16 protein-coding genes are annotated in these 21,497 nt (G+C 65.1%); 11 read left to right on the top strand and 5 right to left on the bottom strand.

What is annotated here, in order from left to right; genetic code table 11:
* Positions 1-118: 118 nt before the first annotated feature.
* The 3 genes from hscA (at position 119) to iscX (ending at position 2,704) form a co-directional block, all read left to right on the top strand.
* Positions 119-1,990: a Fe-S protein assembly chaperone HscA gene (gene hscA / locus JNB89_RS08545; protein WP_220361903.1), complete on the top strand. Its 1,872-nt coding sequence runs from the start codon at positions 119-121 to the stop codon at positions 1,988-1,990.
* Positions 1,991-2,149: 159 nt separating this feature from the next.
* Positions 2,150-2,491: an ISC system 2Fe-2S type ferredoxin gene (fdx, locus tag JNB89_RS08540; RefSeq protein ID WP_013338768.1), complete on the top strand. Its 342-nt coding sequence runs from the start codon at positions 2,150-2,152 to the stop codon at positions 2,489-2,491.
* Positions 2,492-2,506: 15 nt separating this feature from the next.
* Positions 2,507-2,704, top strand: a complete 198-nt coding sequence (gene iscX, locus JNB89_RS08535; protein WP_013338769.1) for a Fe-S cluster assembly protein IscX — start codon at positions 2,507-2,509, stop codon at positions 2,702-2,704.
* A 117-nt stretch (positions 2,705-2,821) separates the two neighbouring features.
* On the opposite strand, the gene JNB89_RS08530 is transcribed toward iscX, so the two are convergent.
* From JNB89_RS08530 to JNB89_RS08510, 5 genes are all read right to left on the bottom strand, one after another.
* Positions 2,822-3,601, bottom strand: a complete 780-nt coding sequence (locus tag JNB89_RS08530; RefSeq protein ID WP_220361902.1) for a glycine zipper 2TM domain-containing protein — start codon at positions 3,599-3,601, stop codon at positions 2,822-2,824.
* Positions 3,602-3,897: 296 nt separating this feature from the next.
* Complete coding sequence (gene lysS, locus JNB89_RS08525; protein WP_013338771.1) at positions 3,898-5,424, bottom strand: lysine--tRNA ligase; 1,527 nt, start codon at positions 5,422-5,424, stop codon at positions 3,898-3,900.
* 115 nt (positions 5,425-5,539) lie between these two features.
* Positions 5,540-6,644 (bottom strand): peptide chain release factor 2 gene (prfB, locus tag JNB89_RS08520; protein WP_013338772.1). Its coding sequence is split into 2 segments (ribosomal slippage): positions 5,540-6,562 and positions 6,564-6,644, totalling 1,104 coding nucleotides; the frame shifts between segments, so codons are not numbered across the junction.
* 204 nt (positions 6,645-6,848) lie between these two features.
* On the bottom strand, positions 6,849-8,555 hold the full coding sequence (gene recJ / locus JNB89_RS08515; RefSeq protein WP_220361901.1) for a single-stranded-DNA-specific exonuclease RecJ: 1,707 nt from the start codon (positions 8,553-8,555) through the stop codon (positions 6,849-6,851).
* A gap of 37 nt (positions 8,556-8,592) precedes the next feature.
* Positions 8,593-9,729, bottom strand: a complete 1,137-nt coding sequence (locus tag JNB89_RS08510) for a regulator (protein ID WP_220361900.1) — start codon at positions 9,727-9,729, stop codon at positions 8,593-8,595.
* Positions 9,730-10,172: 443 nt separating this feature from the next.
* On the opposite strand from JNB89_RS08510, the gene JNB89_RS08505 reads away from it, so the two are divergent.
* The 8 genes from JNB89_RS08505 (at position 10,173) to eno (ending at position 21,464) form a co-directional block, all read left to right on the top strand.
* The gene (locus JNB89_RS08505; protein WP_013338775.1) at positions 10,173-11,426 is read left to right on the top strand and encodes a lipoprotein-releasing ABC transporter permease subunit; all 1,254 of its coding nucleotides are present in this window, start codon (positions 10,173-10,175) and stop codon (positions 11,424-11,426) included.
* On the top strand, positions 11,419-12,162 hold the full coding sequence (gene lolD / locus JNB89_RS08500; RefSeq protein WP_013338776.1) for a lipoprotein-releasing ABC transporter ATP-binding protein LolD: 744 nt from the start codon (positions 11,419-11,421) through the stop codon (positions 12,160-12,162). Before JNB89_RS08505 ends, lolD begins: the two co-directional genes overlap by 8 nt.
* A gap of 151 nt (positions 12,163-12,313) precedes the next feature.
* A complete protein-coding gene (locus JNB89_RS08495) occupies positions 12,314-13,102 on the top strand; it encodes a TatD family hydrolase (RefSeq protein WP_220361899.1) in 789 nt (262 codons plus the stop codon).
* 147 nt (positions 13,103-13,249) lie between these two features.
* Positions 13,250-16,309, top strand: coding sequence for a ComEC/Rec2 family competence protein (locus JNB89_RS08490; protein ID WP_220361898.1), 3,060 nt, complete (start codon positions 13,250-13,252; stop codon positions 16,307-16,309).
* 224 nt (positions 16,310-16,533) lie between these two features.
* On the top strand, positions 16,534-17,337 hold the full coding sequence (locus tag JNB89_RS08485) for an alpha/beta fold hydrolase (RefSeq protein WP_220361897.1): 804 nt from the start codon (positions 16,534-16,536) through the stop codon (positions 17,335-17,337).
* A 121-nt stretch (positions 17,338-17,458) separates the two neighbouring features.
* Positions 17,459-19,132, top strand: coding sequence for a CTP synthase (locus JNB89_RS08480; protein ID WP_013338780.1), 1,674 nt, complete (start codon positions 17,459-17,461; stop codon positions 19,130-19,132).
* On the top strand, positions 19,129-19,983 hold the full coding sequence (gene kdsA / locus JNB89_RS08475; RefSeq protein WP_013338781.1) for a 3-deoxy-8-phosphooctulonate synthase: 855 nt from the start codon (positions 19,129-19,131) through the stop codon (positions 19,981-19,983). The genes JNB89_RS08480 and kdsA overlap by 4 nt, the downstream gene beginning before the upstream one ends.
* A gap of 197 nt (positions 19,984-20,180) precedes the next feature.
* On the top strand, positions 20,181-21,464 hold the full coding sequence (gene eno, locus JNB89_RS08470) for a phosphopyruvate hydratase (RefSeq protein ID WP_013588905.1): 1,284 nt from the start codon (positions 20,181-20,183) through the stop codon (positions 21,462-21,464).
* The last annotated feature ends 33 nt before the right edge of the window (positions 21,465-21,497 follow it).

Below are 21,497 nucleotides of genomic sequence, written 5' to 3'. Positions count from 1 at the left end.
CGCTCACGTGGCGCTCAGGTGGCGCTCAGGTGAAGCTCAGGTGACTTCGGCTGCGGCCTTGGCATCACATTCAGCAACGAAATTCAGGACGGGGCCTCGCGGCTCCGAGAAGATCCAGATGGCCTTACTGCAAATCTCCGAACCCGGCATGGCGCCGGCGCCTCACCAGCGGCGTCTCGCGGTCGGTATCGACCTCGGCACGACCAACTCGCTCGTCGCCGCCGTGCGCAGCGGCGTGCCCGACGTGCTGCCCGACGAGGACGGCCATGTGCTGCTGCCGTCGGTGGTGCGCTACCTCGAGAAGGGCGGCCGGCGCATCGGCCGCGCGGCCAAGGCGGAGGCGGCGACCGATCCGCGCAACACGATCGTTTCCGTCAAGCGCTTCATGGGACGCGGCAAGGCGGAAGTGGAAGGCGCCGAGAACGCGCCGTACGATTTCATCGACGCGCCCGGCATGGTCCAGATCCGTACCGTCGACGGCGTGAAGAGCCCCGTCGAAGTGTCGGCGGAAATTCTCGCGACGCTGCGCCAGCGCGCCGAAGACACGCTCGGCGACGAACTGGTCGGCGCCGTGATCACGGTGCCCGCATATTTTGACGAGGCGCAGCGCCAGGCGACCAAGGACGCCGCGCGTCTGGCGGGTCTGAACGTGCTGCGTCTGCTGAACGAACCGACAGCGGCGGCGATCGCGTACGGGCTCGACAACGGCTCGGAAGGGCTCTATGCGGTCTACGACCTGGGCGGCGGCACCTTCGACCTGTCGATCCTCAAGCTCACCAAGGGCGTGTTCGAAGTGCTGGCGGCAGGCGGCGACTCGGCGCTCGGCGGCGACGACTTCGACCACGCGTTGTATCGCCACGTGTTGCAGCAGGCGGGCATCGCGCCGCAAACGCTCGCACCTGAAGACGTGCGGCTGCTGCTCGACAGCGTGCGCGTGGCCAAGGAGGCGCTCTCGGATGCGCCCATGACAACCCTCAGCGCGACGCTCTCGAACGGCGCCAAGCTCGATCTGACGATCGACGAGGCCACTTTCGAGTCCATCACCGAGGCGCTCGTGCAGCGCACGCTCGGTCCGACCAGAAAAGCGCTGCGCGACGCCAGGGTTACGACGAAGGACATCAAGGGCGTGGTGCTGGTCGGCGGCGCAACCCGCATGCCGGTGATTCGCCGCGCAGTCGAAGCGTTCTTCGGCCAGCCGCCGTTGACCAATCTCGACCCGGACCAGGTCGTTGCGCTGGGCGCGGCGATCCAGGCCGACCTGCTCGCGGGCAACCGCGGCGCCGAGGGCGACGACTGGCTGCTGCTCGACGTGATACCGCTGTCGCTCGGCGTCGAGACGATGGGTGGGCTGACCGAGAAGATCATCCCGCGCAATTCGACCATTCCGGTCGCGCGCGCGCAGGATTTCACCACCTTCAAGGACGGCCAGACCGCCATGGCGATCCACGTCGTGCAAGGCGAGCGCGAGCTGGTGAGCGATTGCCGTTCGCTCGCGCGCTTCGAGTTGCGCGGCATTCCGCCGATGGCGGCCGGCGCCGCGCGCATTCGCGTGACCTACCAGGTGGACGCCGACGGTCTGCTGTCCGTGTTCGCGCGCGAGCTCGGCTCGGGCGTGGAGGCGTCGGTGGTCGTGAAGCCGTCGTACGGCCTCGCAGATGACGACATCGCCCGAATGCTCGAAGACAGCTTTTCGACGGCCGAAGTCGACATGCGCGCCCGCGCTTTGCGCGAAGCGCAGGTGGAGGCCCGGCGTCTGCTCGATGCGACCGACGCCGCGCTCGCCGCCGACGCAGAGTTGCTCGACGAAAGCGAACGCGCGCAGCTCGACGCGCTGCTCAACGGTTTGCGCGCGCTTGCGCAGAGCGAAGACGTCGACGCAATTGAAGCCGCGACCAAGGCGCTTGCCGAGGGCACCGACGAGTTCGCCGCGCGCCGCATGAACAAGGGCATTCGCCGTGCGCTGGCGGGCCGCAAGCTCGACGAGATCTGATCGTCGCGGGACGGCGCGGGCCGGGTCCGCGCTCGCCGTCATTGCAAAAGCGCGGTGCGGACCTGATTGAAGACACGCAGGCTTTAACAACCGCGCGTGTCGCCAGTAAAATGGTGCGAAGCCTGTTTGAGGCCGCGCCTCAGACCAAACGGAACATGTATGCCTCAAATCGTTGTGCTGCCTCACGTCGAACTGTGCCCGGAAGGCGCGGTGATCGATGCCGTGCCCGGCAAGAGCATTTGCGACAATCTGCTCGATAACGGCATTGAAATCGAGCACGCGTGCGAGAAGTCGTGCGCGTGCACTACCTGTCACGTGATCGTGCGTGAGGGTTTCGCCGCCTTGACGCCGTCCGAGGAAGACGAGGACGATCTGCTGGACAAGGCGTGGGGGCTCGAGCCGGCTTCGCGTCTGTCGTGCCAGGCCATCGTGCCGGCTGAGCAGGACCTGGTTGTTGAAATCCCGCGTTACTCGATCAATCACGCGAAGGAAAACCACTAACAGGAGGACGCAGCCATGAAGTGGACCGATACGCAAGACATCGCGATGGCCCTGACCGACAAGTATCAGGACATCGATCCGCAGCAGGTGCGCTTCACGGACCTGCACCGGTGGGTCACTGAACTGGAAGGATTCGACGACGACCCTAACCGGTCGAACGAAAAGATCCTCGAGGCAATTCAGGCTGCATGGATCGAAGACTCGGATTACTGAGCGGGCACGCTGGCGTGCCGCCGCTGCCCTAAAAAAGGCGACTCGATTTGGAGTCGCCTTTTTTCATGCGCGTGGCGCGCTGAGCGGTGCCGAGCCGTGCCAAGCGCCGCGCCGCTATTAGTCGGCGACCAGCGTGCCGTTTTCCACCCGAACGCGTTGGCCCTGCTGGAAGGGCGGCGCTTCGTGATACGTGAAGTAGCGCGTCTTGCCGTTTTCCATCCGCACCCGCACGGAATACGACGTGCTGCTGCGCAGGTGCTTTTCCACTGAATTGCCGGCAAGGCCGCCGCCTAGCGCGCCAAGCAGGGTCATTGCGGTGCGGCCGTTGCCGCTGCCAAACTGATTGCCGACCACGCCGCCCGCCACCGCGCCGCCTACCGCACCAATGCCGGTACCGTGACCTTCCTGGCGCGCCGCCGAGATCGCGACCACGGTGCCGCACGTCGAGCAATGCGCCGTCTGTGCGGGCTGCCGTTGAGCATATTGCGGCTCCTGCGCCGCCGGCGCCTGCGCGACGGGTTCCTGCTGAGCGTATTGCTGCGGGGGCGGCGCTGGAGCGCGTTGCGGTTGCGCTTGGGCGGGCTGTTGTACGACTTGCTGCGCCGCTTGTTGGCCAGCTTGCTGCGAGTTCTGCTGTGCGGCGAGATTAGCGGGGGCGGCCGAATCGACCACCGTTTGCTGACCGCTTTGCGGTGTGACCTGGGCCGCCTGCGTCTGGTTGGTCGGCTCGCCGGTGCTCGACGCTTTCGGGAACATACCGGTGACCGCCGCCGTCGCGACGAGGCTCGCGATAATCACTGCGCCCGCCGCCGTCGCGATGAGCGGGTGAAGCCGCCGCTGTGCCGGCGGCGCCGGCGGCGCGACTTGAGTGGCAGGTTGCGTGGTGCGTTTATCCATTTTGGCCTCCGTCTTCAGCAGAGTGACTTTTGATTGAGACCCAGTCTCGCCCAATTCGATCCCTGAGGCGTTTCAAATTGTAACGATTTACCGAAAAGCACCCGGCCGGAAGGCTCGATCACGGTGGCTTTTACCTGTCGTTACAAAACGCGCGAAGGCCGCGTACAGTCACGCAAAGCGAGCAGCCGCACCCACAAACAACAACGCCCGGCAAGGAAAGCCGGGCGTAAGTCAGACGCACTGCGCTAAACCGCGGCGAACCCCGCCAGGCAGGGACGCCGCGGCGAGCCCCGCGCTCAATCTTCGCGGCGCAGGTGGGGGAACAGAATCACGTCGCGAATACTTGGACTGTCGGTGAGCATCATCACCAGCCGGTCGATGCCGATGCCGCAACCGCCCGCAGGCGGCATGCCGTATTCGAGCGCACGGATGTAGTCGGCGTCGTAGAACATGGCTTCCTCGTCGCCGGCGTCTTTCTGGTCGACCTGTTTCTTGAAGCGCGCGGCCTGGTCTTCCGGATCGTTGAGTTCGGAGAAGCCATTGGCGATCTCACGCCCGGTGATGAACAGTTCGAAGCGCTCCGTGATGCCTTCCACTTTGTCCGACGCGCGCGCGAGCGGCGACACCTCGACCGGGTAGTCGATGATGTACGTCGGCTCCCACAATTGCGACTCGGCGGTCTCTTCGAACAGCGCCAGTTGCAGCGAACCCACGCCGGCGTTCAGGAACTGCGGCTGCGACGCATCCACGCCGAACTTCTTGAGTTCGCTGCGCAGGAATGCGCTGTCGGCGAGTTGTTCGTCCGTGTACTGCGGCGCGTATTTCTGAATGGCTTGCGTGATCGTCAGACGGTGGAACGGCTTGGACAGATCGAGCTCGCGCCCCTGATAGGTGATGGTGGCCGTGCCCAATGCGTCGATGGCCGCCTGGCGGATCAACTGCTCGGTGAAGTCCATCAGCCACTTGTAGTCGGTGTAGGCCGCGTAGAACTCGATCATCGTGAATTCCGGGTTGTGGCGCACGGACACGCCCTCGTTGCGGAAATTACGGTTGATCTCGAACACGCGCTCGAAGCCGCCCACCACGAGGCGCTTCAGATACAGCTCGGGCGCGATGCGCAGGAACATCTGCATGTCCAGCGCGTTGTGGTGCGTGGTGAACGGCTTGGCCGCCGCGCCGCCGGGAATCGGGTGGAGCATCGGCGTTTCGACTTCCATGAAGCCGGCGTCGGCCATGAACTTGCGGATCGACGAAATTGCCTTGGTGCGGGCGACAAAAGTCTTGCGCGTTTCCGGCGTGACGATCAGATCGACGTAGCGCTGCCGATACTTCATTTCCTGGTCGGACAGACCATGGAACTTGTCCGGCAGCGGACGCAGCGACTTGGACAGCAGGCGCAACTGCGTGCAGCGCACCGATAGCTCGCCCTTGTTGGTGCGAAACAGCACGCCGCGGGCCGCGACGATGTCGCCCATGTCCCACTTCTTGAAGGCGTCGTACGTTTCCTGGCCGACGTCGGCGGGGGTAATGAAGAACTGGATCTGACCCGAGCCGTCGCGCACGGTCGCAAAGCTCGCCTTGCCCATCACGCGTTTGAGCATCATGCGGCCGGCAATCGCGACTTCCAGCGGGTTGGCCTCGAGCGCTTCCTTGTCGGCGTGCTCGAACTGCGCCTGCAGATCTTCCGCGTGATGCGTGGGGCGGAAATCGTTCGGATACGCGACGCCTTGCTCGCGCAACTCGCGCAGCTTTTCGCGGCGCTCCGCGATGATCTTGTTGTCGTCCACCTCGGGCACGAGGTTCGGTTGGATCGGTTCGTTCATGATGGTCTTGGTGTTCGTGGTCCGCGTGGGTTGATCCGCTTGCGAACAGCCAGTCGGCGAAAAACCTCAGGCAATAAAAGATGCGGCGCGGCCATGCATGCCGCGCCGGTTGCGCTTAAACGCCTTGCTTCAGGCTTGCGCTAATAAACGGATCGAGATCGCCGTCGAGCACGCTCTTCGTATTGCTGATTTCGACGTTGGTGCGCAGGTCCTTGATACGGCTGTTGTCCAGCACGTACGAGCGGATCTGGTGACCCCAGCCCACGTCCGTCTTGCCGGCTTCGAGCTTGTCCTGCTCCTCCTGACGCTTGCGGATTTCCGCTTCGTACAGGCGCGACTTCAGCATGGCCATTGCTTCGGCACGGTTGCGGTGCTGCGAGCGGTCGTTCTGGCACTGCACGACGATGCCCGAGGGCATGTGCGTGATCCGCACCGCGGAGTCGGTCTTGTTGATGTGCTGACCGCCCGCGCCGGATGCGCGGTAGGTGTCGATACGCAGGTCGGCCGGGTTGATGTCCACTTCGATCGAATCGTCGATTTCCGGATACACGAACACCGACGAGAACGACGTATGACGCCCGCCCGACGAGTCGAACGGCGACTTGCGCACGAGCCGGTGCACGCCGGTTTCGGTGCGCAAAAAGCCGTACGCGTATTCGCCTTCGATCTTGATCGTCGCGTTCTTGATGCCCGCCACGTCGCCGTCGGTCTGCTCGAGTACTTCGGTCTTGAAGCCCTTGCGTTCGCAGTAGCGCAAATACTGGCGCAGCAGCATGGACGCCCAGTCGCACGCCTCGGTGCCGCCCGCGCCTGCCTGAATGTCGAGGAACGCGTTGTTGGGGTCGGCGGGATTCGCGAACATGCGGCGAAATTCCATGTCGGCGACGCGCTGCTCGAGCGCTTGCGCGTCTGCTTCGCAGGCGAGGAGCGTTTCGTCGTCGCCTTCTTCGCGCGCCATTTCGAAGAGGTCTTGCGTGTCGCGCAAGTCGTTATCGAGCGACGTGAGCTTGCCGACCGTGTCGTCCAGCAGCTTCTTTTCCCGCCCGAGCGCCTGGGCGTGTTTCGAGTCGTTCCAGACGTCCGGGTCTTCGAGTTCCCGGTTGACTTCAATCAGACGACGTGACTTGTCGTCGTAGTCAAAGATACCCCCGTAGGTCGGCCGCGCGCGTGCGCAGGTCCGCCAGAGAGGCTTCGATCGCGTTGAGACGTTCCGCTTCCATGTCGATCTTGTGTGGCTTCGTAAAAAGGGGAAATTATAGCCGATCGGCGCGCCGCGCCGGGGGCGTGTCGGCGATCCGGCGCGTGTTTGCGGTTGATTTTGCGGAGATTTTCGCCGCCCGCGCGCAGGTCGCCGCGCGGGCGGCGGTGGGAGGCGGTGGCCGGTGGCTAGCCTTTCGTTGCGAGGCAGTCCGGCCGCACGCCTGCTAGCTCGCGGCGTGCTCGACGATCAGTTGCACGCGCGACACGCCGTTCCACGTGTCGCTGGCGAGCCGGTAGGCAACCATCGTGCGCGCGGGCAGCGTGTCCGTATGGTTGAACCAGATCGCGTTAAAGCGCTGGCGGCCGCGCATGAGTTGCAGCTTCAGGTGCTTGTCTTTCACGAGCGCCTGCGAGGCGACGTCGAATTCGCCGGAAAAGACCGGTGCCGGGAAGCCTTGGCCCCATACCGCCGCGTCGAGCATTTCGACGAATTGCGGCGTGAAGTAGGCGTCCTCGAGCTCGCCGTCGGTTTCGACGGTGCGCGCGAGCGCGTCGTCGCTCAGCCATTCGCGGCCGACCGCCTCGAACGCGGCCGTGAAGCGCGGCACGTCGGCGGTGGCGAGCGTGAGCCCTGCGGCCATCGCATGGCCGCCGAATTTGACGATGAGCCCCGGCTCGCGCTTCGAAATCAGATCGAGCGCATCGCGCAGATGAAAGCCCGCGATCGAGCGGCCCGAGCCTTTGACGAGCTGGCCGCTGTCGTCCGCGGGGGCGAAGGTGAACGCCGGGCGATGGAATTTTTCCTTCAGCCGTCCCGCGACAATGCCGATCACGCCCTGGTGCCACGCCGGATTGAACAGCGTGATGGTGGTCGCGCCGTCGGGGGCGACTGACGAGAGGTCGTCGAGCGCCTGTTGCTGCATGCCGGCTTCGATCTCGCGCCGCTCGCGGTTCATCGTGTCGAGCTGCTGCGCGAGTTCCCACGCGCGGCCAACGTCGTCGGTCGTCAGGCATTCGATGCCGAGCGACATGTCCGACAGCCGTCCTGCCGCATTCAGCCGCGGGCCGAGCGCAAAGCCGAGGTCGAAGCCGGACGCGTTGCGCGCATCGCGCGCCGCGGCGCGGAAGAGGGCGGCAATGCCGGGCTGCATCTTCCCTTTGCGGATGCGCTGCAAGCCTTGCGCAACCAGCACGCGGTTGTTGCCGTCGAGCTTCACGACGTCGGCCACCGTGCCGAGCGCGACCAGGTCGAGCAGCCCGTCCAGCCGCGGCTCGGGAAAGCTGTCGCCGAACGCGCCGCGGCGGCGCAATTGCGCACGCAACGCGAGCAGCACGTAGAACATCACGCCGACGCCCGCCATGCACTTGCTCGGGAACTCGCAGCCCGGCTGATTCGGATTGACGATTGCGCGCGCAGCCGGCAACTGGTCGCCGGGCAGGTGGTGATCGGTGACGAGCACGTCGATGCCGAGCGCGTTGGCCGCCGCGACACCGTCCACGCTTGCGATGCCGTTATCGACCGTGATCAGCAGATCCGGCTTGCCCGACGCACTGCGCGCGGCAAGTGCGACGATCTCCGGCGTGAGGCCGTAGCCGTATTCGAAGCGGTTCGGCACCAGATAGTCGATCTGTGCGCCGAACATTCGCAGCCCGCGTACCGCGACTGCGCAGGCAGTGGCGCCGTCGCAATCGTAGTCGGCCACCACCAGCATGCGGCGCCTTTGCTGGATCGCGTCGGCGAGCAGCAGGGCGGCGTCGTCGCAGCCCTTGAGCATGGCCGGTGGCACGAGTCGGGCAAGGCCGGTTTCGATTTCATCCGGCATGCACACGCCGCGCGCCGCATAGAGGCGCGCGAGCACCGGATGCAGGCCGTGGCGCACGAGCGCTTCGGCGTCGGCGGGAGAACAGGCGCGCGTAACGATTCGGGTCATTCTGAAAAGCCGTGGGTAGGGTCGGTCATGCAATCGTTCATTCGATGAAGAGCGAGGCCAGCACGCGCCGCCGCCAGAATTTGCGCAGATCGCCGCGCGTCACGGCGAGCGTGACTGAGCCGGTGTCGCCGCACAGCGTCAGGCCGAGCTCGGCCAGCGCGCCGGATTCGAGTGCCGCGAGCGCCGGTTCGAACCAGTCCCCCTGCAGCGCCGCGAAGGCCGCGTTCCAGCGTGCCCAATCCTGCTGGATGTAGGGTGCCGAGAAGGGGTCGAGTTCGACGAGCGTCGTGGCGGGCGCGTTGGTGTCTGCGTTGGTGTTGGTGTTGGCATTTGCGCCGGCTGAAGCGTTCAGCGCGGCGAACGACGCGGGCGGCGCGGCGACGCGCACGTCGGCCGTAATCGCGAGGCCGCGCGTCGCGGCGGCGTCGGAGAAGACCTGGGTGAACGGACTGCGCAGCGGGCGCGCCGCGCCTTGCGCGTGAAACCAGATGGAATTGACCGCGGGCAGGCCGCGCGCTTCGCGGGCCTCGTTGACGGGGTGCCCGAACCAGGCCATCTGCACTTCGTTTTGCAGCTTCATCCAGGCACGCGAACGCTCGCCGGAATGCGCCTCATGCGGCAACCAGATTTCGATGTTGCGGCCGCTCGCACGCAGCGGTGACGCGCCGGCCAGGGTGCCGAAGTCGTCGCCCGACAGATACCAGCGGGCGGGCCTCGGCGCCTCGATCCGCACGCCGAGCTCTTCGATCAGCGGTCGCGCCACTGCGAGCAGCGCGCCGGCTTCTTCATCCGACAGTTCGAGCGACGCAGGGTCGATCAACACCAGATGGTCATGCGCGATGCGCACGTGCACCGGTTGCACGCAGGCCCACGTGGCGTCGCCTGGCTCGCCGCCGTCGGCGCGCAGCATGTAGGGAGCGAGCGGGGCTTCGTCGGCAGCTGCGCCCGTCGAACTGCTGGATGTCGCGCCGAACTGGCGCGCGATCCAGCGTTCATGCGGCAGCGTGCGCTGGAAATCTTCGCCTATCACACGCTCCAGCAGCGTTGCGCGGGCGATCAGCCGGTCGAGGGCGGCACTGCGAATGTCGTGCAGGGCGGTGGCGGCGTCCGCTGCGGCAGGCAGCGCGAAAGGAAGCAGCAGATGGAGGCGGTTGGCGTGCATGATGCTGCGCATTGTAGGGCAAAGCGCGTGCGGGTTTCGATTGGGGCGCAAGGTACGCAAGGTACGCAAGGTACGCAAGGTGCGCATGGTGCGCAAGGTGCGGCGCGGCTGTGCGAGCGAATGGCGAGCGGGGGAGCGTTCCCGCCCGCTCGCGCCTTTGCCGGTCGTTTGCGCTCGTTTCCGCTTGCTCTCGCTTGTTTCCGCTTGCTCCCATCGCGCGGCGGGGCGGCATTGTATGGCAAACTTCGCGCTTGGTTGACGGTGACGGCACCGGCAATCCGGAGCGGACTGCAAAGCCGTGGGCCCGCCCGGAACCATCCCGATTGCCGCGACACCAATGATCAGGGCACTTGGGCCGTGCAGCCGTCACTGCAAGCAGGCGCAGGCAGGGCACGCATGTGCAGCCACGCGGCGCGGCGGCCCCCGGTGGCCGAAGAACGCAGAAAAGGACTCGCTTGAAATTTCCCTACGAATGGCAGATTGGCTGGCGCTACACGCGCGCCGGCAAACGCACGACCGGCAACGGCTTCATTTCGTTCATCGCGCTTGTTTCGATGTCGGGCATCGCGCTCGGCGTCGCGGCGCTGATCGTCGTGCTCTCCGTGATGAACGGCTTCCAGAAGGAAGTGCGTGACCGCATGCTGTCGGTGCTCGCGCACGTCGAGATTTTTTCGCCGACCGGCTCGATGCCCAACTGGCAACTCACCGCTCAGGAAGCGCGCCAGAACAAGGAAGTGATCGGCGCGGCGCCCTACGTCGAAGCGCAGGCGCTGCTCACGCGCCAGGACGCGGTAAGCGGCGTGGCACTGCGCGGCATAGAGCCGACGCTCGAGCCGCAGGTTTCGGACATCGGCAAGGAAATGAAAGGCGGCAAGCTGACCAATCTGGTGCCGGGCGAGTTCGGCATCGTGCTGGGCGCGGATCTCGCGACCAACCTCGGTGTGACCGTCAACGACCGGATCACGCTGGTCGCGCCCGAAGGCACGATCACGCCGGCCGGCATGCTGCCGCGCCTGAAGCAGTTCACAGTGGTGGGCATTTTCGAATCCGGCCATTACGAGTACGACAGCACGCTCGCGCTCATCAACATCAAGGACGCGCAGGCGCTGTTCCGGCTGCCCGCGCCGACCGGCGTGCGACTGCGCCTCGCCGACATGCAGCGGGCGCCCGAAGTCGCGCATCAGCTTGCGCGCAGTCTGTCGGGCGACCTGTATATCCGCGACTGGACCCAGCAGAACAAGACCTGGTTCTCGGCCGTGCAGATCGAAAAACGCATGATGTTCATCATCCTCACGCTGATCATCGCGGTCGCGGCGTTCAACCTGGTGTCCTCGCTCGTGATGACCGTCACCAACAAGCAGGCCGACATCGCGATCTTGCGCACGCTCGGCGCGCAGCCGCGTTCCATCATGAAGATCTTCGTCGTGCAGGGCGTGACCATCGGTTTTATTGGCACCGCAACGGGCGTCGCGCTCGGGTGCCTGATTGCGTGGAGCATTCCGTGGCTCGTGCCGATGATCGAGCATGCGCTCGGCGTGCAGTTCCTGCCGCCGTCGGTGTATTTCATCAGCGAGTTGCCGTCCGAGCTGATTCCCGCCGACGTCGCGCGCATCGGCATCATTGCCTTCCTGATGTCGGCGGTGGCGACGCTCTATCCGAGTTGGCGCGGTGCACGGGTTCGTCCCGCGGAGGCACTGCGCTATGAATGACCGTTCCGCAAGCTTATCGGTAGCCGCTCAGGACATGACGCCTCACCCCTATGTGCTGGAAGCGACCGGCATTTCCAAGTCGTTCGTGCAGGGCGGCCTGAACGTGCAGGTGCTCAACAACACGCAACTGAGCGTGCGGCGCGGCGAGAAGCTCGCCATCGTCGGCGCGTCGGGTTCCGGCAAGAGCACGCTTTTGCATGTACTCGGCGGTCTGGACGATCCGAGCGCGGGCCATGTGTCCGTCATGGGCAAGCCGTTCACCAAACTGTCCGAGCGCGAGCGCAACGACTTGCGCAATCGCGCGCTCGGCTTCGTGTATCAGTTTCATCATCTGCTGCCGGAGTTTTCCGCGCTGGACAACGTGGCGATGCCGCTGCGCATTCGCCGCATGACCACGGAAGCGTCGCGCCGCGAAGCGCTCGCCGTGCTGGAGCGCGTCGGCATGGCGCATCGCGCGAAACATCGGCCGGGCGAGCTGTCGGGGGGCGAGCGGCAGCGCGTCGCAATCGCGCGGGCGCTGGTCACGAAACCGGCGTGCGTGCTCGCCGACGAACCCACCGGCAACCTGGACGGCAGCACCGCGGACACGGTTTTCAACCTGATGCTCGAACTGTCGCGCACGCTCGAAACGAGTTTTGTGATCGTCACGCACGACCCGGAACTGGCGGGCCGCTGCGACCGCATCATGCGGCTGCGCGACGGCGTGCTGCACGAAGAGCCGCCAGTTCCGGTATGACGGCGCGGCCGGACAGTCCCGCGCGGCAAGCATCGCGATGCCCGCGTCGGCTGTCTGGCAGGCACGATCGGAACCTGCCGGGCGCGATGAGCGGGCGCTCTGGCAAACGCTGTTGCCAAGCCTGTTGCCAACTCTGTTAGCGAGGCAAGCCATGTGGATCGATACGCACTGCCATCTCGACGCATCCGAATTCGACGCCGACCGCGAGCATGTCGCGGCGGCGGCGCACCGCGCGGGCGTAGGGCGTATCGTGATTCCAGCAATTGGCCGGGAGAACTTCGCGGCGGTGCGCGAGCTTGCGCACAGCTTCGAGGGCGGCGTGTATGCGCTCGGCATTCACCCGCTCTTCACGCCGTCCGCGCAGGAGCACGACCTCGAATTGCTGCGTGCGGAAATCGAGGCGAGTCTCGACGATCCGCGCTTCGTGGGCATCGGCGAGATCGGCCTCGACTATTTCGTCGACGGGCTCGACGACGACCGTCAGCAATTCTTCTACAACGGCCAACTGCAGATTGCGCGTGAATTCGACCTGCCGGTGATCTGCCACGTGCGTAAATCGCAGGACCAGGTAATCAAGGGACTGCGCCGGCACCAGATTCACCGTGGCATTGCGCATGCGTTCAACGGCAGCTTCCAGCAGGCCAAAGCGTATATCGACCAGGGCATGCATCTGGGCTTCGGCGGCAATCTGACGTTCGAGCGCGCGCGGCAGATTCGCCGGCTCGCCGAACAGTTGCCGTTCGACGCACTCGTGGTCGAAACAGACGCGCCAGACATTCCCCCTGCCTGGATCTACAAGCAGCGCAATTCGCCCGAGCAGATTCCCGGCATCGGCGCGGGCCTTGCGCAGTTGCGCGGCACGACCGCCGACGAAACCGCCCTACGCACAACGGCTAACGCGCTCGCCGCGCTGCCGCGGCTTGCCGTTTCCTCTGCATAATCGAAGCGCTTGATTCACAGTGGTTCGCGCCGGGCGAGATCCACGCCCCGGCCGTGCGTGCACTTGCGCGCGACCCGTGCCCTGCCTTGCGCTGCGTAGGCGGGGTGATGCGTGTGGCTCGCCCGGCGCATGGCGGGCGGAGGGCGGATGCGAGCGTGGTGGTGTGGGTTTGCGGTGGGCGTGGTGTGGCTGCAGCGACAGGCGGCGCTGCCCGACTGGCGTAGCGGGTGCGTGCTTGCGTTGCTGAGCTGCACGGCGTTGGCAGTAACCGGCTGGGGCCGGTGGGGGCGTCTATCTCGCCAGCGCGATGAGCATGACCAGCATAGCGGGCCTTCTTCACTTGCGTGGTCTCGACGCTGGCGGTCCTGCGCCGGATGGGGCGCGCTGTGCTGTGCGGCGTGCTGCACGGGCTTCGGCTATGCCGCGTGGCGTGCCGAGGCACGGCTCGCGTCGAGCCTGCCGCTAGCTTGGGAAGGGCGCGATATCGACGTGCTCGGCAGCATCAAAGGTTTGCCTGCGCGCGATGACCAGGGCGTGCGTTTCCTTTTCGAAGTGGAGTCGCCCGATGCTTTGCCGTCTGGCGTGGCTTCGCCCGTGGCGGTCGCATTTCCGCGCGTCATTCAGCTTGCATGGATCAGTGACGAAGCACCGCCGCCGCCGCTCGAGCCCGGCGAGCGCTGGCGTTTGCGGGTGCGTCTGAAGCGACCGCACGGCAATGCGAATTTCGGCTTGCGCGACGCGGAGGCTGCCTTCCTCGCGCGCAACGTGCGGGCCACTGGCTATGTGAGCGGCACTGCACAGGCGGTGAAGCTACGGGTGGATGCGCGCGGCATCGGCGTGAGCGTGGATCGCTGGCGCGCGGCGCTGCGCAGGCGCATCGACACCGTGCTCGCGAGCGCGGCGCATCGCGGCATTGTGACGGCGCTCGCAATCGGCGCGCAGGACGAAATCACCCGCGCTGACTGGCAAACAATGCGCGCCACCGGCACGAGTCACCTGGTGGCGATCTCGGGCCTGCATATCGGCTTTGCCGCGGGCCTTGCGGCGTGGCTGGTCGGCACTGTCTGGCGGCGCTCGGGATGGCTCGGCCGCCACTGGCCGTTGCGTCTGCCCGCGCAGATTGTCGCGGTGACGGGCGGCGCGCTGTTCGCCGCACTTCATGCCGCGCTCGCCGGTTTCAACGTGCCGGTGCAGCGCGCGCTGTGGATGGCGAGTGTCGTCGCGGTGGCCTACCTGAGCGGGCGCAATGTGCCGGGCTCTGTGGTGCTTGCATGGGCGCTCGGGCTCGTGTTGCTGATCGATCCGTGGGCAGTGGCCTCGGCGGGGTTCTGGCTGTCTTTCTGCGCGGTCGGGGCGATTCTTTACGCCACGTCGGGGAGGCCACGCGTGCAGAATCACGAGCAGCACGCAGACGAAGTCGACGACGAAAGCCGCGCGGTAGCCGCGCCTTCGGCGCGCTTTTCGCGCTTCGCGCGCTTCTTGCGCCTCTCGTACTTTTCACGCCTCTCGCGCTTCCCACATCTCTCGCGCTTGTCGTGGTTTTCGCGGCTCTCACGCTTCTCACGCCTGTCGTGGGTCTCGCGCCTCTTGTGGTTCTCACACCGCTCGCGCTTCTCGCGGCTCACACGGCTCACACGCCTCGTGCGCCTCACGCGCTTTTCGAGCTTGCGCTCCGCCGCTGCGCGGCGCCTGCGCGCGTTCGGCGAGCGGTTGCCTGGCGCGGCGCATGTGCAGCTTGCGGTCACGCTCGCGCTCGCGCCGCTGACAGTGCTCTGGTTCGCGCAGATTCCATTGATCGGGCCGCTCGCGAATGCGTTCGCGATTCCGTGGGTGAGCGTGTTCGTGACGCCCGCGGTGCTGGCTGGCATGGCGCTGCCCGCGCCGCTGGATGCGGCGGCGCTGCGAATCGCGCACGCCTTGCTCGACCTGATGATGGCGGGATTGCAGTGGCTATCCGGTCCGCGCTGGGTGATCTGGTGGCTGCCGCAGCCGGACAGCTGGGCGCTTGCCACCGCTGCGGCGGGCGTGCTGTGGTGTCTTGCGCCGCGCGGCTGGCCACTGCGCTGGGCGGCGCCGCTCACATGGTTGCCGCTGGTTGCGTCGGCGCCGTCCGCGCCGCCGCCCGGCAGCTTCCGGCTCACCGCGCTCGATGTCGGGCAAGGCAGCTCGGTGCTAGTCGAAACCGCGCATCATGCGCTGCTGTTCGATGCCGGGCCCGGGCCCGAATCGACTCATGCCGGCGAGCGGGTGGTCGTGCCGTTCTTGCGGGCGCAAGGCGTAAATGCACTGGATACGCTGATCGTCAGTCACGCAGATTCCGACCACTCGGGCGGCGCGCCGGCCGTGCTGGAGGCGATCGAGGTTCGCCAGATGGTCGCCTCGCTGGTGCCCGCTAACGCGCTATGGGCGATTGCGCGGCAACACGGCGCGCAGACACTGCCGTGTGCGGCGGGGCAGCGCTGGCAGTGGGACGGTGTCGAGTTCGCCATGCTGTGGCCCGACGCCGGGCCCCTGCAAGGCAAGCCAAACGAACATTGCTGCGTGCTGCGCGTGAGCACGTCGCCCCGAATGGAGGTGCGCGGCTCGGCTGCGCATGACGGTGTGCGCAGCGAGGCGGGCAGCGGAGGGCGAAGCAACTCCAACGACAAGGTTGACGGCAACCCAAACGGCAACCCAAACGACAACCCAAACGACAACCCAAACGACAACCCAAACGACAACCCAAACGACAACCCAAACGACAACCCAAACGACAACCCAAACGACAAACCGAACGACAACCCCACCCACTCCGCGAAGCCTCAAGCCCCGGGTGCGCCTCTTGCCGCTTTGCTCACGGCGGACATCGAGGCGCCCGCCGAACGCATGCTGCTCTCGCGCGATCGCGACATGCTGCGCGCGCAAGTGCTCGTGGTGCCGCATCATGGGAGCAAGACTTCGTCGACCGAGCCGTTCCTCGATTCTATCGACCCGCTCGTCGCGCTATTTCAGGTAGGCTATCGCAACCGCTTTCATCATCCCAATGCGGGTGTGCTGGCACGCTATTCGGCGCGTCACATCGAGCTGGGCAGGAGCGACGCGGACGGTGCGGTGCGCGTTTTCATCGACCCGCATTTCGCGACGCGCGAAGGCCAGCATGCGCAAGAGGCCGCGCTCACGGTCGAGCGCTATCGCGACACGCAGCGGCGCTACTGGATGGATCGCTGAATATTCGTGCGGCCGTTCGCCGATCGTGGCCATGCATCACGCAGGCATCACAGTAGAGAGTAGAACGGCCGAGGAAGGGCCGAGAAACGGCCGACGCGAGCGGCGCTTTCCACTCGCTGTCGAGCGGGCACACAAACCGCGGGGCTACCAGAACACCGCCGGGCATCTGCCGTAGGCAGCAAAGCTTCATCCGCTGCACGAGAACAGAACGGAGATCATCGCAGTTGAAAAACATCATTCACTTTTCGCACGCGAACGGCTTTCCGGCTTCGACTTACCGGACGATTTTCGCCGAACTCTCCGACCACTACGAGGTGCGCGCGATCGAACGCATCGCGCATGATCCGCGCTTTCCGGTCACGCAGGACTGGCCGCATCTCGTCGAACAGCTGCTGGACGACGTCGGCCGTACCTACGAGGAGCCCGTGTGGCTCGTCGGCCATTCGCTGGGCGGCTATCTCTCGCTGATGGCCGCGTTGAAAAAGCCGCAGTGGGTGAGGGGCGTGGTGATGCTCGACTCTCCAGTGGTCGCGGGCTGGCGCAGCAGCATCCTGCGTGTCTCGCAGTGGACTGGGCTCGACGAGCGGCTCTCGCCCGCGGCCGCCACGCGCACGCGCCGCACGCACTGGGCAAGCCGCGACGAGGCATGGCGGCATTTCCATGCGAAGCCCGCGTTCGCGCGTTGGGACGAGCGCACGCTGTCCGACTACATCGACTTCGGCATTCCACAGGTATCGCATGACGGAACGGGCAGCCTCGCGTTCGATCGCCGCATCGAATATCAGATTTACCGGACTTTGCCGCACACGCTCGGTGCGCGGCTCGCGCGAGGCGCGCCGGTGCCCGTGGGTTTCATCGCCGGCACGCGCTCGAAAGAAATCCGCCAGGTCGGGCTCGCCGCCACGCGCCGCGCGACGGGCGGGCACATCGAATGGATCGAGGGCAGCCATCTCTTTCCGATGGAAAAGCCGATCGAAACGGCGCGCGCCGTGCAGCGGATGCTGCGCGAACTGAAGCTGCGTTGCTGAGGCGGCGCGCGTCGATCACGGTCGAATTGCGCTGCACATGCGCGCGGCGGGGCCGCTCGCATTTTGCTCGGTTGGGACCCTGCTTTACGGTATAATCCGTTTTTCCCGCGAGCATCCAGCGATGACCAAATATGTTTTCGTCACCGGCGGCGTAGTATCTTCCCTCGGCAAGGGTATTGCCGCCGCTTCCCTCGCCGCGATCCTCGAATCGCGCGGTCTCAAAGTCACCCTTCTCAAGCTCGATCCCTACATCAACGTCGACCCCGGCACGATGAGCCCGTTCCAACACGGCGAAGTGTTCGTGACGGAAGATGGAGCGGAGACCGACCTCGACCTCGGCCACTACGAGCGCTTCATCAGCACGAAGATGCGCAAGGCCAATAACTTCACCACGGGCCAGATCTACGAATCGGTGATCCGCAAGGAACGCCGCGGCGATTATCTCGGCAAGACGGTGCAGGTCATTCCGCACATCACGAATGAAATCCAGGCGTTTGTCGAGCGTGGCGCCGCGTCGGCCACCTGCGGCGAGCCGGACGTTGCGATCGTCGAAGTGGGCGGCACGGTGGGCGACATCGAATCGCTGCCGTTCCTCGAGGCCGCGCGTCAGATGAGCCTGCGCATGGGCCGCAACAGCGCGTGCTTCGTGCACCTCACGCTGGTGCCCTGGGTGGCCACCGCTGGCGAACTGAAAACCAAGCCCACGCAACACAGCGTGCAGAAGCTGCGCGAGATCGGTATTTCGCCGCACGTGCTGCTGTGCCGCGCCGACCGCCGTATTCCGGACGACGAACGCGCGAAAATCTCGATGTTCTCGAACGTGCCGGAAGACGCCGTCATTTCCGTGTGGGACGCGGACAGCATCTACAAGATTCCGCAGATGCTGCACGACCAGGGTCTCGACGCGATCATCTGCGAAGAACTCAAGCTCACGCCGAAGGCGGCGGATCTGTCCATGTGGTCGGAGCTCGTCGAAAAGCTGCAGAACCCGGAGCACGAAGTCACGATCGGCATGGTCGGCAAGTATGTCGATCTGACGGAATCGTACAAGTCGCTGATCGAAGCGCTGCGCCACGCGTCCATGCATACGTCGACGCGCGTGAACATCGAGTACATCGATTCAGAAGAGATCGAAACGCACGGCGTCGAGAGCCTCAAGCATCTGGACGCGGTGCTCGTGCCTGGCGGCTTCGGCCGTCGCGGCACCGAAGGCAAGATCGCGGCAATCCGTTATGCGCGTGAAGCAAAGGTGCCTTACCTCGGCATCTGCCTCGGCATGCAACTGGCCGTGATCGAATTCGCACGCGACGTGGTCGGCCTGAAGGACGCGAACAGCACGGAGTTCGATCAGGAAACGCCGAATCGCGTGGTCGCGCTCATCACCGAGTGGTACGACCGCGAAGGCCGCGTCGAAAAGCGCACTGAAGAATCCGATCTCGGCGGCACGATGCGTCTCGGTTCGCAACGCTGCCCGATCAAGCCCGGCACGATGGCCGAAGAGATCTATGGCAAGGATGTGAACGAGCGTCATCGTCACCGTTATGAAGTCAATAACCGCTTCGTGCCCCAGCTCGAAGCCGGTGGTCTTATCATCAGCGCCCGTACTCCGAGTGAAGATCTGCCGGAAATGATGGAACTGCCGCGCAGCATGCACCCGTGGTTCGTCGGCGTGCAGTTCCACCCGGAATTCACGTCCACGCCGCGTGACGGCCATCCGCTGTTCAAGTCGTTTGTCGAGGCAGCGCTTGCGCATCAGCAGTCTCGTGTCGCGAACGAAGTCGGGGAGAAAGCATGAAACTGGGCGATTTCGAAATCGGGCTCGACAAGCCGTTTTTCCTGATCGCCGGCACCTGCGTCGTCGAATCGGAGCAAATGACCATCGACACGGCGGGCCGCCTGAAGGAAATCTGCGCGAAGCTGAACATTCCGTTCATCTACAAATCGTCGTACGACAAGGCCAATCGCAGCAGCGGCAAGTCGTTCCGCGGTCTTGGCATGGACGAGGGTTTGCGCATTCTGTCGGAAGTGAAGCGTCAGCTCGGTCTGCCGGTGCTGACCGACGTTCACGCCGAGCACGAGATCGAACAGGTCGCCTCCGTGGTCGACGTGCTGCAAACGCCTGCTTTCCTGTGCCGTCAGACTGACTTCATTCACGCGTGCGCGCGTTCGGGCAAGCCGGTCAACATCAAGAAAGGCCAGTTCCTCGCGCCGCACGACATGAAGAACGTGATCGACAAGGCGCGCGACGCGGCACGTGAAGCCGGTCTTTCCGAAGACCGCTTCATGGCCTGCGAGCGCGGCGTGTCGTTTGGCTATAACAATCTCGTGTCGGACATGCGCTCGCTCGCGATCATGCGCGAAACCAATGCGCCGGTCGTGTTCGACGCCACGCACTCGGTGCAGTTGCCGGGCGGCCAGGGCACGAGCTCGGGCGGTCAGCGCGAATTCGTGCCGGTGCTTGCGCGGGCGGCCGTGGCAGTCGGCGTGGCGGGCCTGTTCATGGAAACGCATCCGAATCCGGCAGAAGCCAAGTCGGACGGCCCGAACGCGGTGCCGCTCAAGCGCATGGCCGATCTGCTGGAGACGCTCGTTACGCTCGATCAGGCGGTCAAGCGCGCGCCGTTCCTCGAAAGCGATTTCAACTGATTCAGGCATGCGCCCGCGCGTCGGCTCGTATCATCGGCCGGCCGGCTCCTGTTGCGAGCCGGCGCGCGGCAAATGCACACAATGGTTGTCGAACGTATCGGCGCGCAGCTTGTCTGTCGGGGTGGTCGGCCAATGCCACACCGGGCGCCAGGTGCAGTGTCACAGTAACGAATTCATCGTCATTTCTTGAGGAAACCATGAGTGCTATCGTAGATATCATCGGTCGAGAGATTCTCGATTCGCGAGGCAACCCCACCGTCGAATGCGACGTGCTGCTGGAGTCCGGCACGATGGGCCGCGCCGCGGTGCCGTCGGGCGCGTCGACCGGCTCGCGCGAAGCGATCGAACTGCGCGACGGCGAAACCGGCCGCTACAGCGGCAAGGGTGTGCTGAAGGCCGTCGAGCACATCAACACCGAAATCTCCGAAGCGATCATGGGCCTCGACGCTTCCGAGCAGGCTTTCCTCGACAAGACCCTGCTGGAACTCGACGGCACGGACAACAAGTCGCGCCTCGGCGCGAACGCGATGCTGGCCGTTTCGATGGCCGTCGCGAAGGCCGCCGCCGAAGAAGCCGGCCTGCCGCTTTACCGTTACTTCGGTGGCTCGGGCGCCATGCAACTGCCGGTGCCGATGATGAACATCGTCAACGGCGGCGCGCATGCAAACAACAGCTTGGACATCCAGGAATTCATGATCGTGCCGGTCAGCCAGCCGACCTTCCGCGAAGCGCTGCGCTGCGGCGCCGAAGTGTTCCACGCGCTGAAGAAGATTCTGTCGGACCGCGGCATGAGCACGGCGGTCGGCGACGAAGGCGGCTTTGCGCCGAACTTCGGCAGCAACGACGAATGCCTGTCCACGATCCTGCAAGCCATCGAGAAAGCGGGCTACCGTGCCGGTGAAGACGTGCTGCTCGCGCTCGACTGCGCAGCGAGCGAGTTCTACCACGACGGCAAATACCAGTTGGCGGGCGAGGGTCTGCAACTGTCGTCGGCGGAATTCACCGACTATCTCGCGACGCTCGCCGACAAATTCCCGATCGTGTCCATCGAAGACGGCATGCACGAAGGCGACTGGGAAGGCTGGAAGCTGCTCACCGAAAAGCTCGGCAAGAAGATCCAGCTGGTCGGCGACGACCTGTTCGTCACGAACACGCGCATCCTGAAGGAAGGCATCGAGAAGGGCATCGCAAACTCGATCCTCATCAAGATCAACCAGATCGGCACGCTGACGGAAACCTTCGCCGCGATCGAAATGGCGAAGCGCGCGGGCTACACGGCTGTGATCTCGCACCGCTCGGGCGAAACGGAAGATTCGACCATTGCGGATATCGCCGTCGGCCTGAACGCCGGGCAGATCAAGACCGGTTCGCTGTCGCGCTCGGACCGTATCTCGAAGTACAACCAACTGCTGCGTATCGAAGAAGACCTCGGCGATATCGCCAGCTATCCGGGCAAGTCGGCGTTCTACAATCTGCGCTAATCAATGGTTGTGACCACTGTTTTTTGCGCTGAC

The sequence above is a fragment of the Paraburkholderia phenoliruptrix genome (genome assembly GCF_019511605.1).
Classification (GTDB): domain Bacteria; phylum Pseudomonadota; class Gammaproteobacteria; order Burkholderiales; family Burkholderiaceae; genus Paraburkholderia; species Paraburkholderia phenoliruptrix_A.
The sequence above is the reverse complement of the archived record's forward strand: the minus strand, read 5'-3'. Positions and strand labels throughout refer to the sequence as shown.

Excerpts from the sequence above, each read along its gene's own strand:
- JNB89_RS08510 (WP_220361900.1), bottom strand. The coding sequence starts at position 9,729 with ATGCGCAGCATCATGCACGCCAACCGCCTCCATCTGCTGCTTCCTTTC.
- JNB89_RS08490 (WP_220361898.1), top strand. The coding sequence starts at position 13,250 with ATGCGAGCGTGGTGGTGTGGGTTTGCGGTGGGCGTGGTGTGGCTGCAG.
- iscX (WP_013338769.1), top strand. The coding sequence starts at position 2,507 with ATGAAGTGGACCGATACGCAAGACATCGCGATGGCCCTGACCGACAAG.
- eno (WP_013588905.1), top strand. The coding sequence starts at position 20,181 with ATGAGTGCTATCGTAGATATCATCGGTCGAGAGATTCTCGATTCGCGA.
- kdsA (WP_013338781.1), top strand. The coding sequence starts at position 19,129 with ATGAAACTGGGCGATTTCGAAATCGGGCTCGACAAGCCGTTTTTCCTG.
- hscA (WP_220361903.1), top strand. The coding sequence starts at position 119 with ATGGCCTTACTGCAAATCTCCGAACCCGGCATGGCGCCGGCGCCTCAC.
- fdx (WP_013338768.1), top strand. The coding sequence starts at position 2,150 with ATGCCTCAAATCGTTGTGCTGCCTCACGTCGAACTGTGCCCGGAAGGC.
- JNB89_RS08495 (WP_220361899.1), top strand. The coding sequence starts at position 12,314 with ATGTGGATCGATACGCACTGCCATCTCGACGCATCCGAATTCGACGCC.
- JNB89_RS08530 (WP_220361902.1), bottom strand. The coding sequence starts at position 3,601 with ATGGATAAACGCACCACGCAACCTGCCACTCAAGTCGCGCCGCCGGCG.
- lysS (WP_013338771.1), bottom strand. The coding sequence starts at position 5,424 with ATGAACGAACCGATCCAACCGAACCTCGTGCCCGAGGTGGACGACAAC.
- lolD (WP_013338776.1), top strand. The coding sequence starts at position 11,419 with ATGAATGACCGTTCCGCAAGCTTATCGGTAGCCGCTCAGGACATGACG.
- JNB89_RS08480 (WP_013338780.1), top strand. The coding sequence starts at position 17,459 with ATGACCAAATATGTTTTCGTCACCGGCGGCGTAGTATCTTCCCTCGGC.
- recJ (WP_220361901.1), bottom strand. The coding sequence starts at position 8,555 with ATGACCCGAATCGTTACGCGCGCCTGTTCTCCCGCCGACGCCGAAGCG.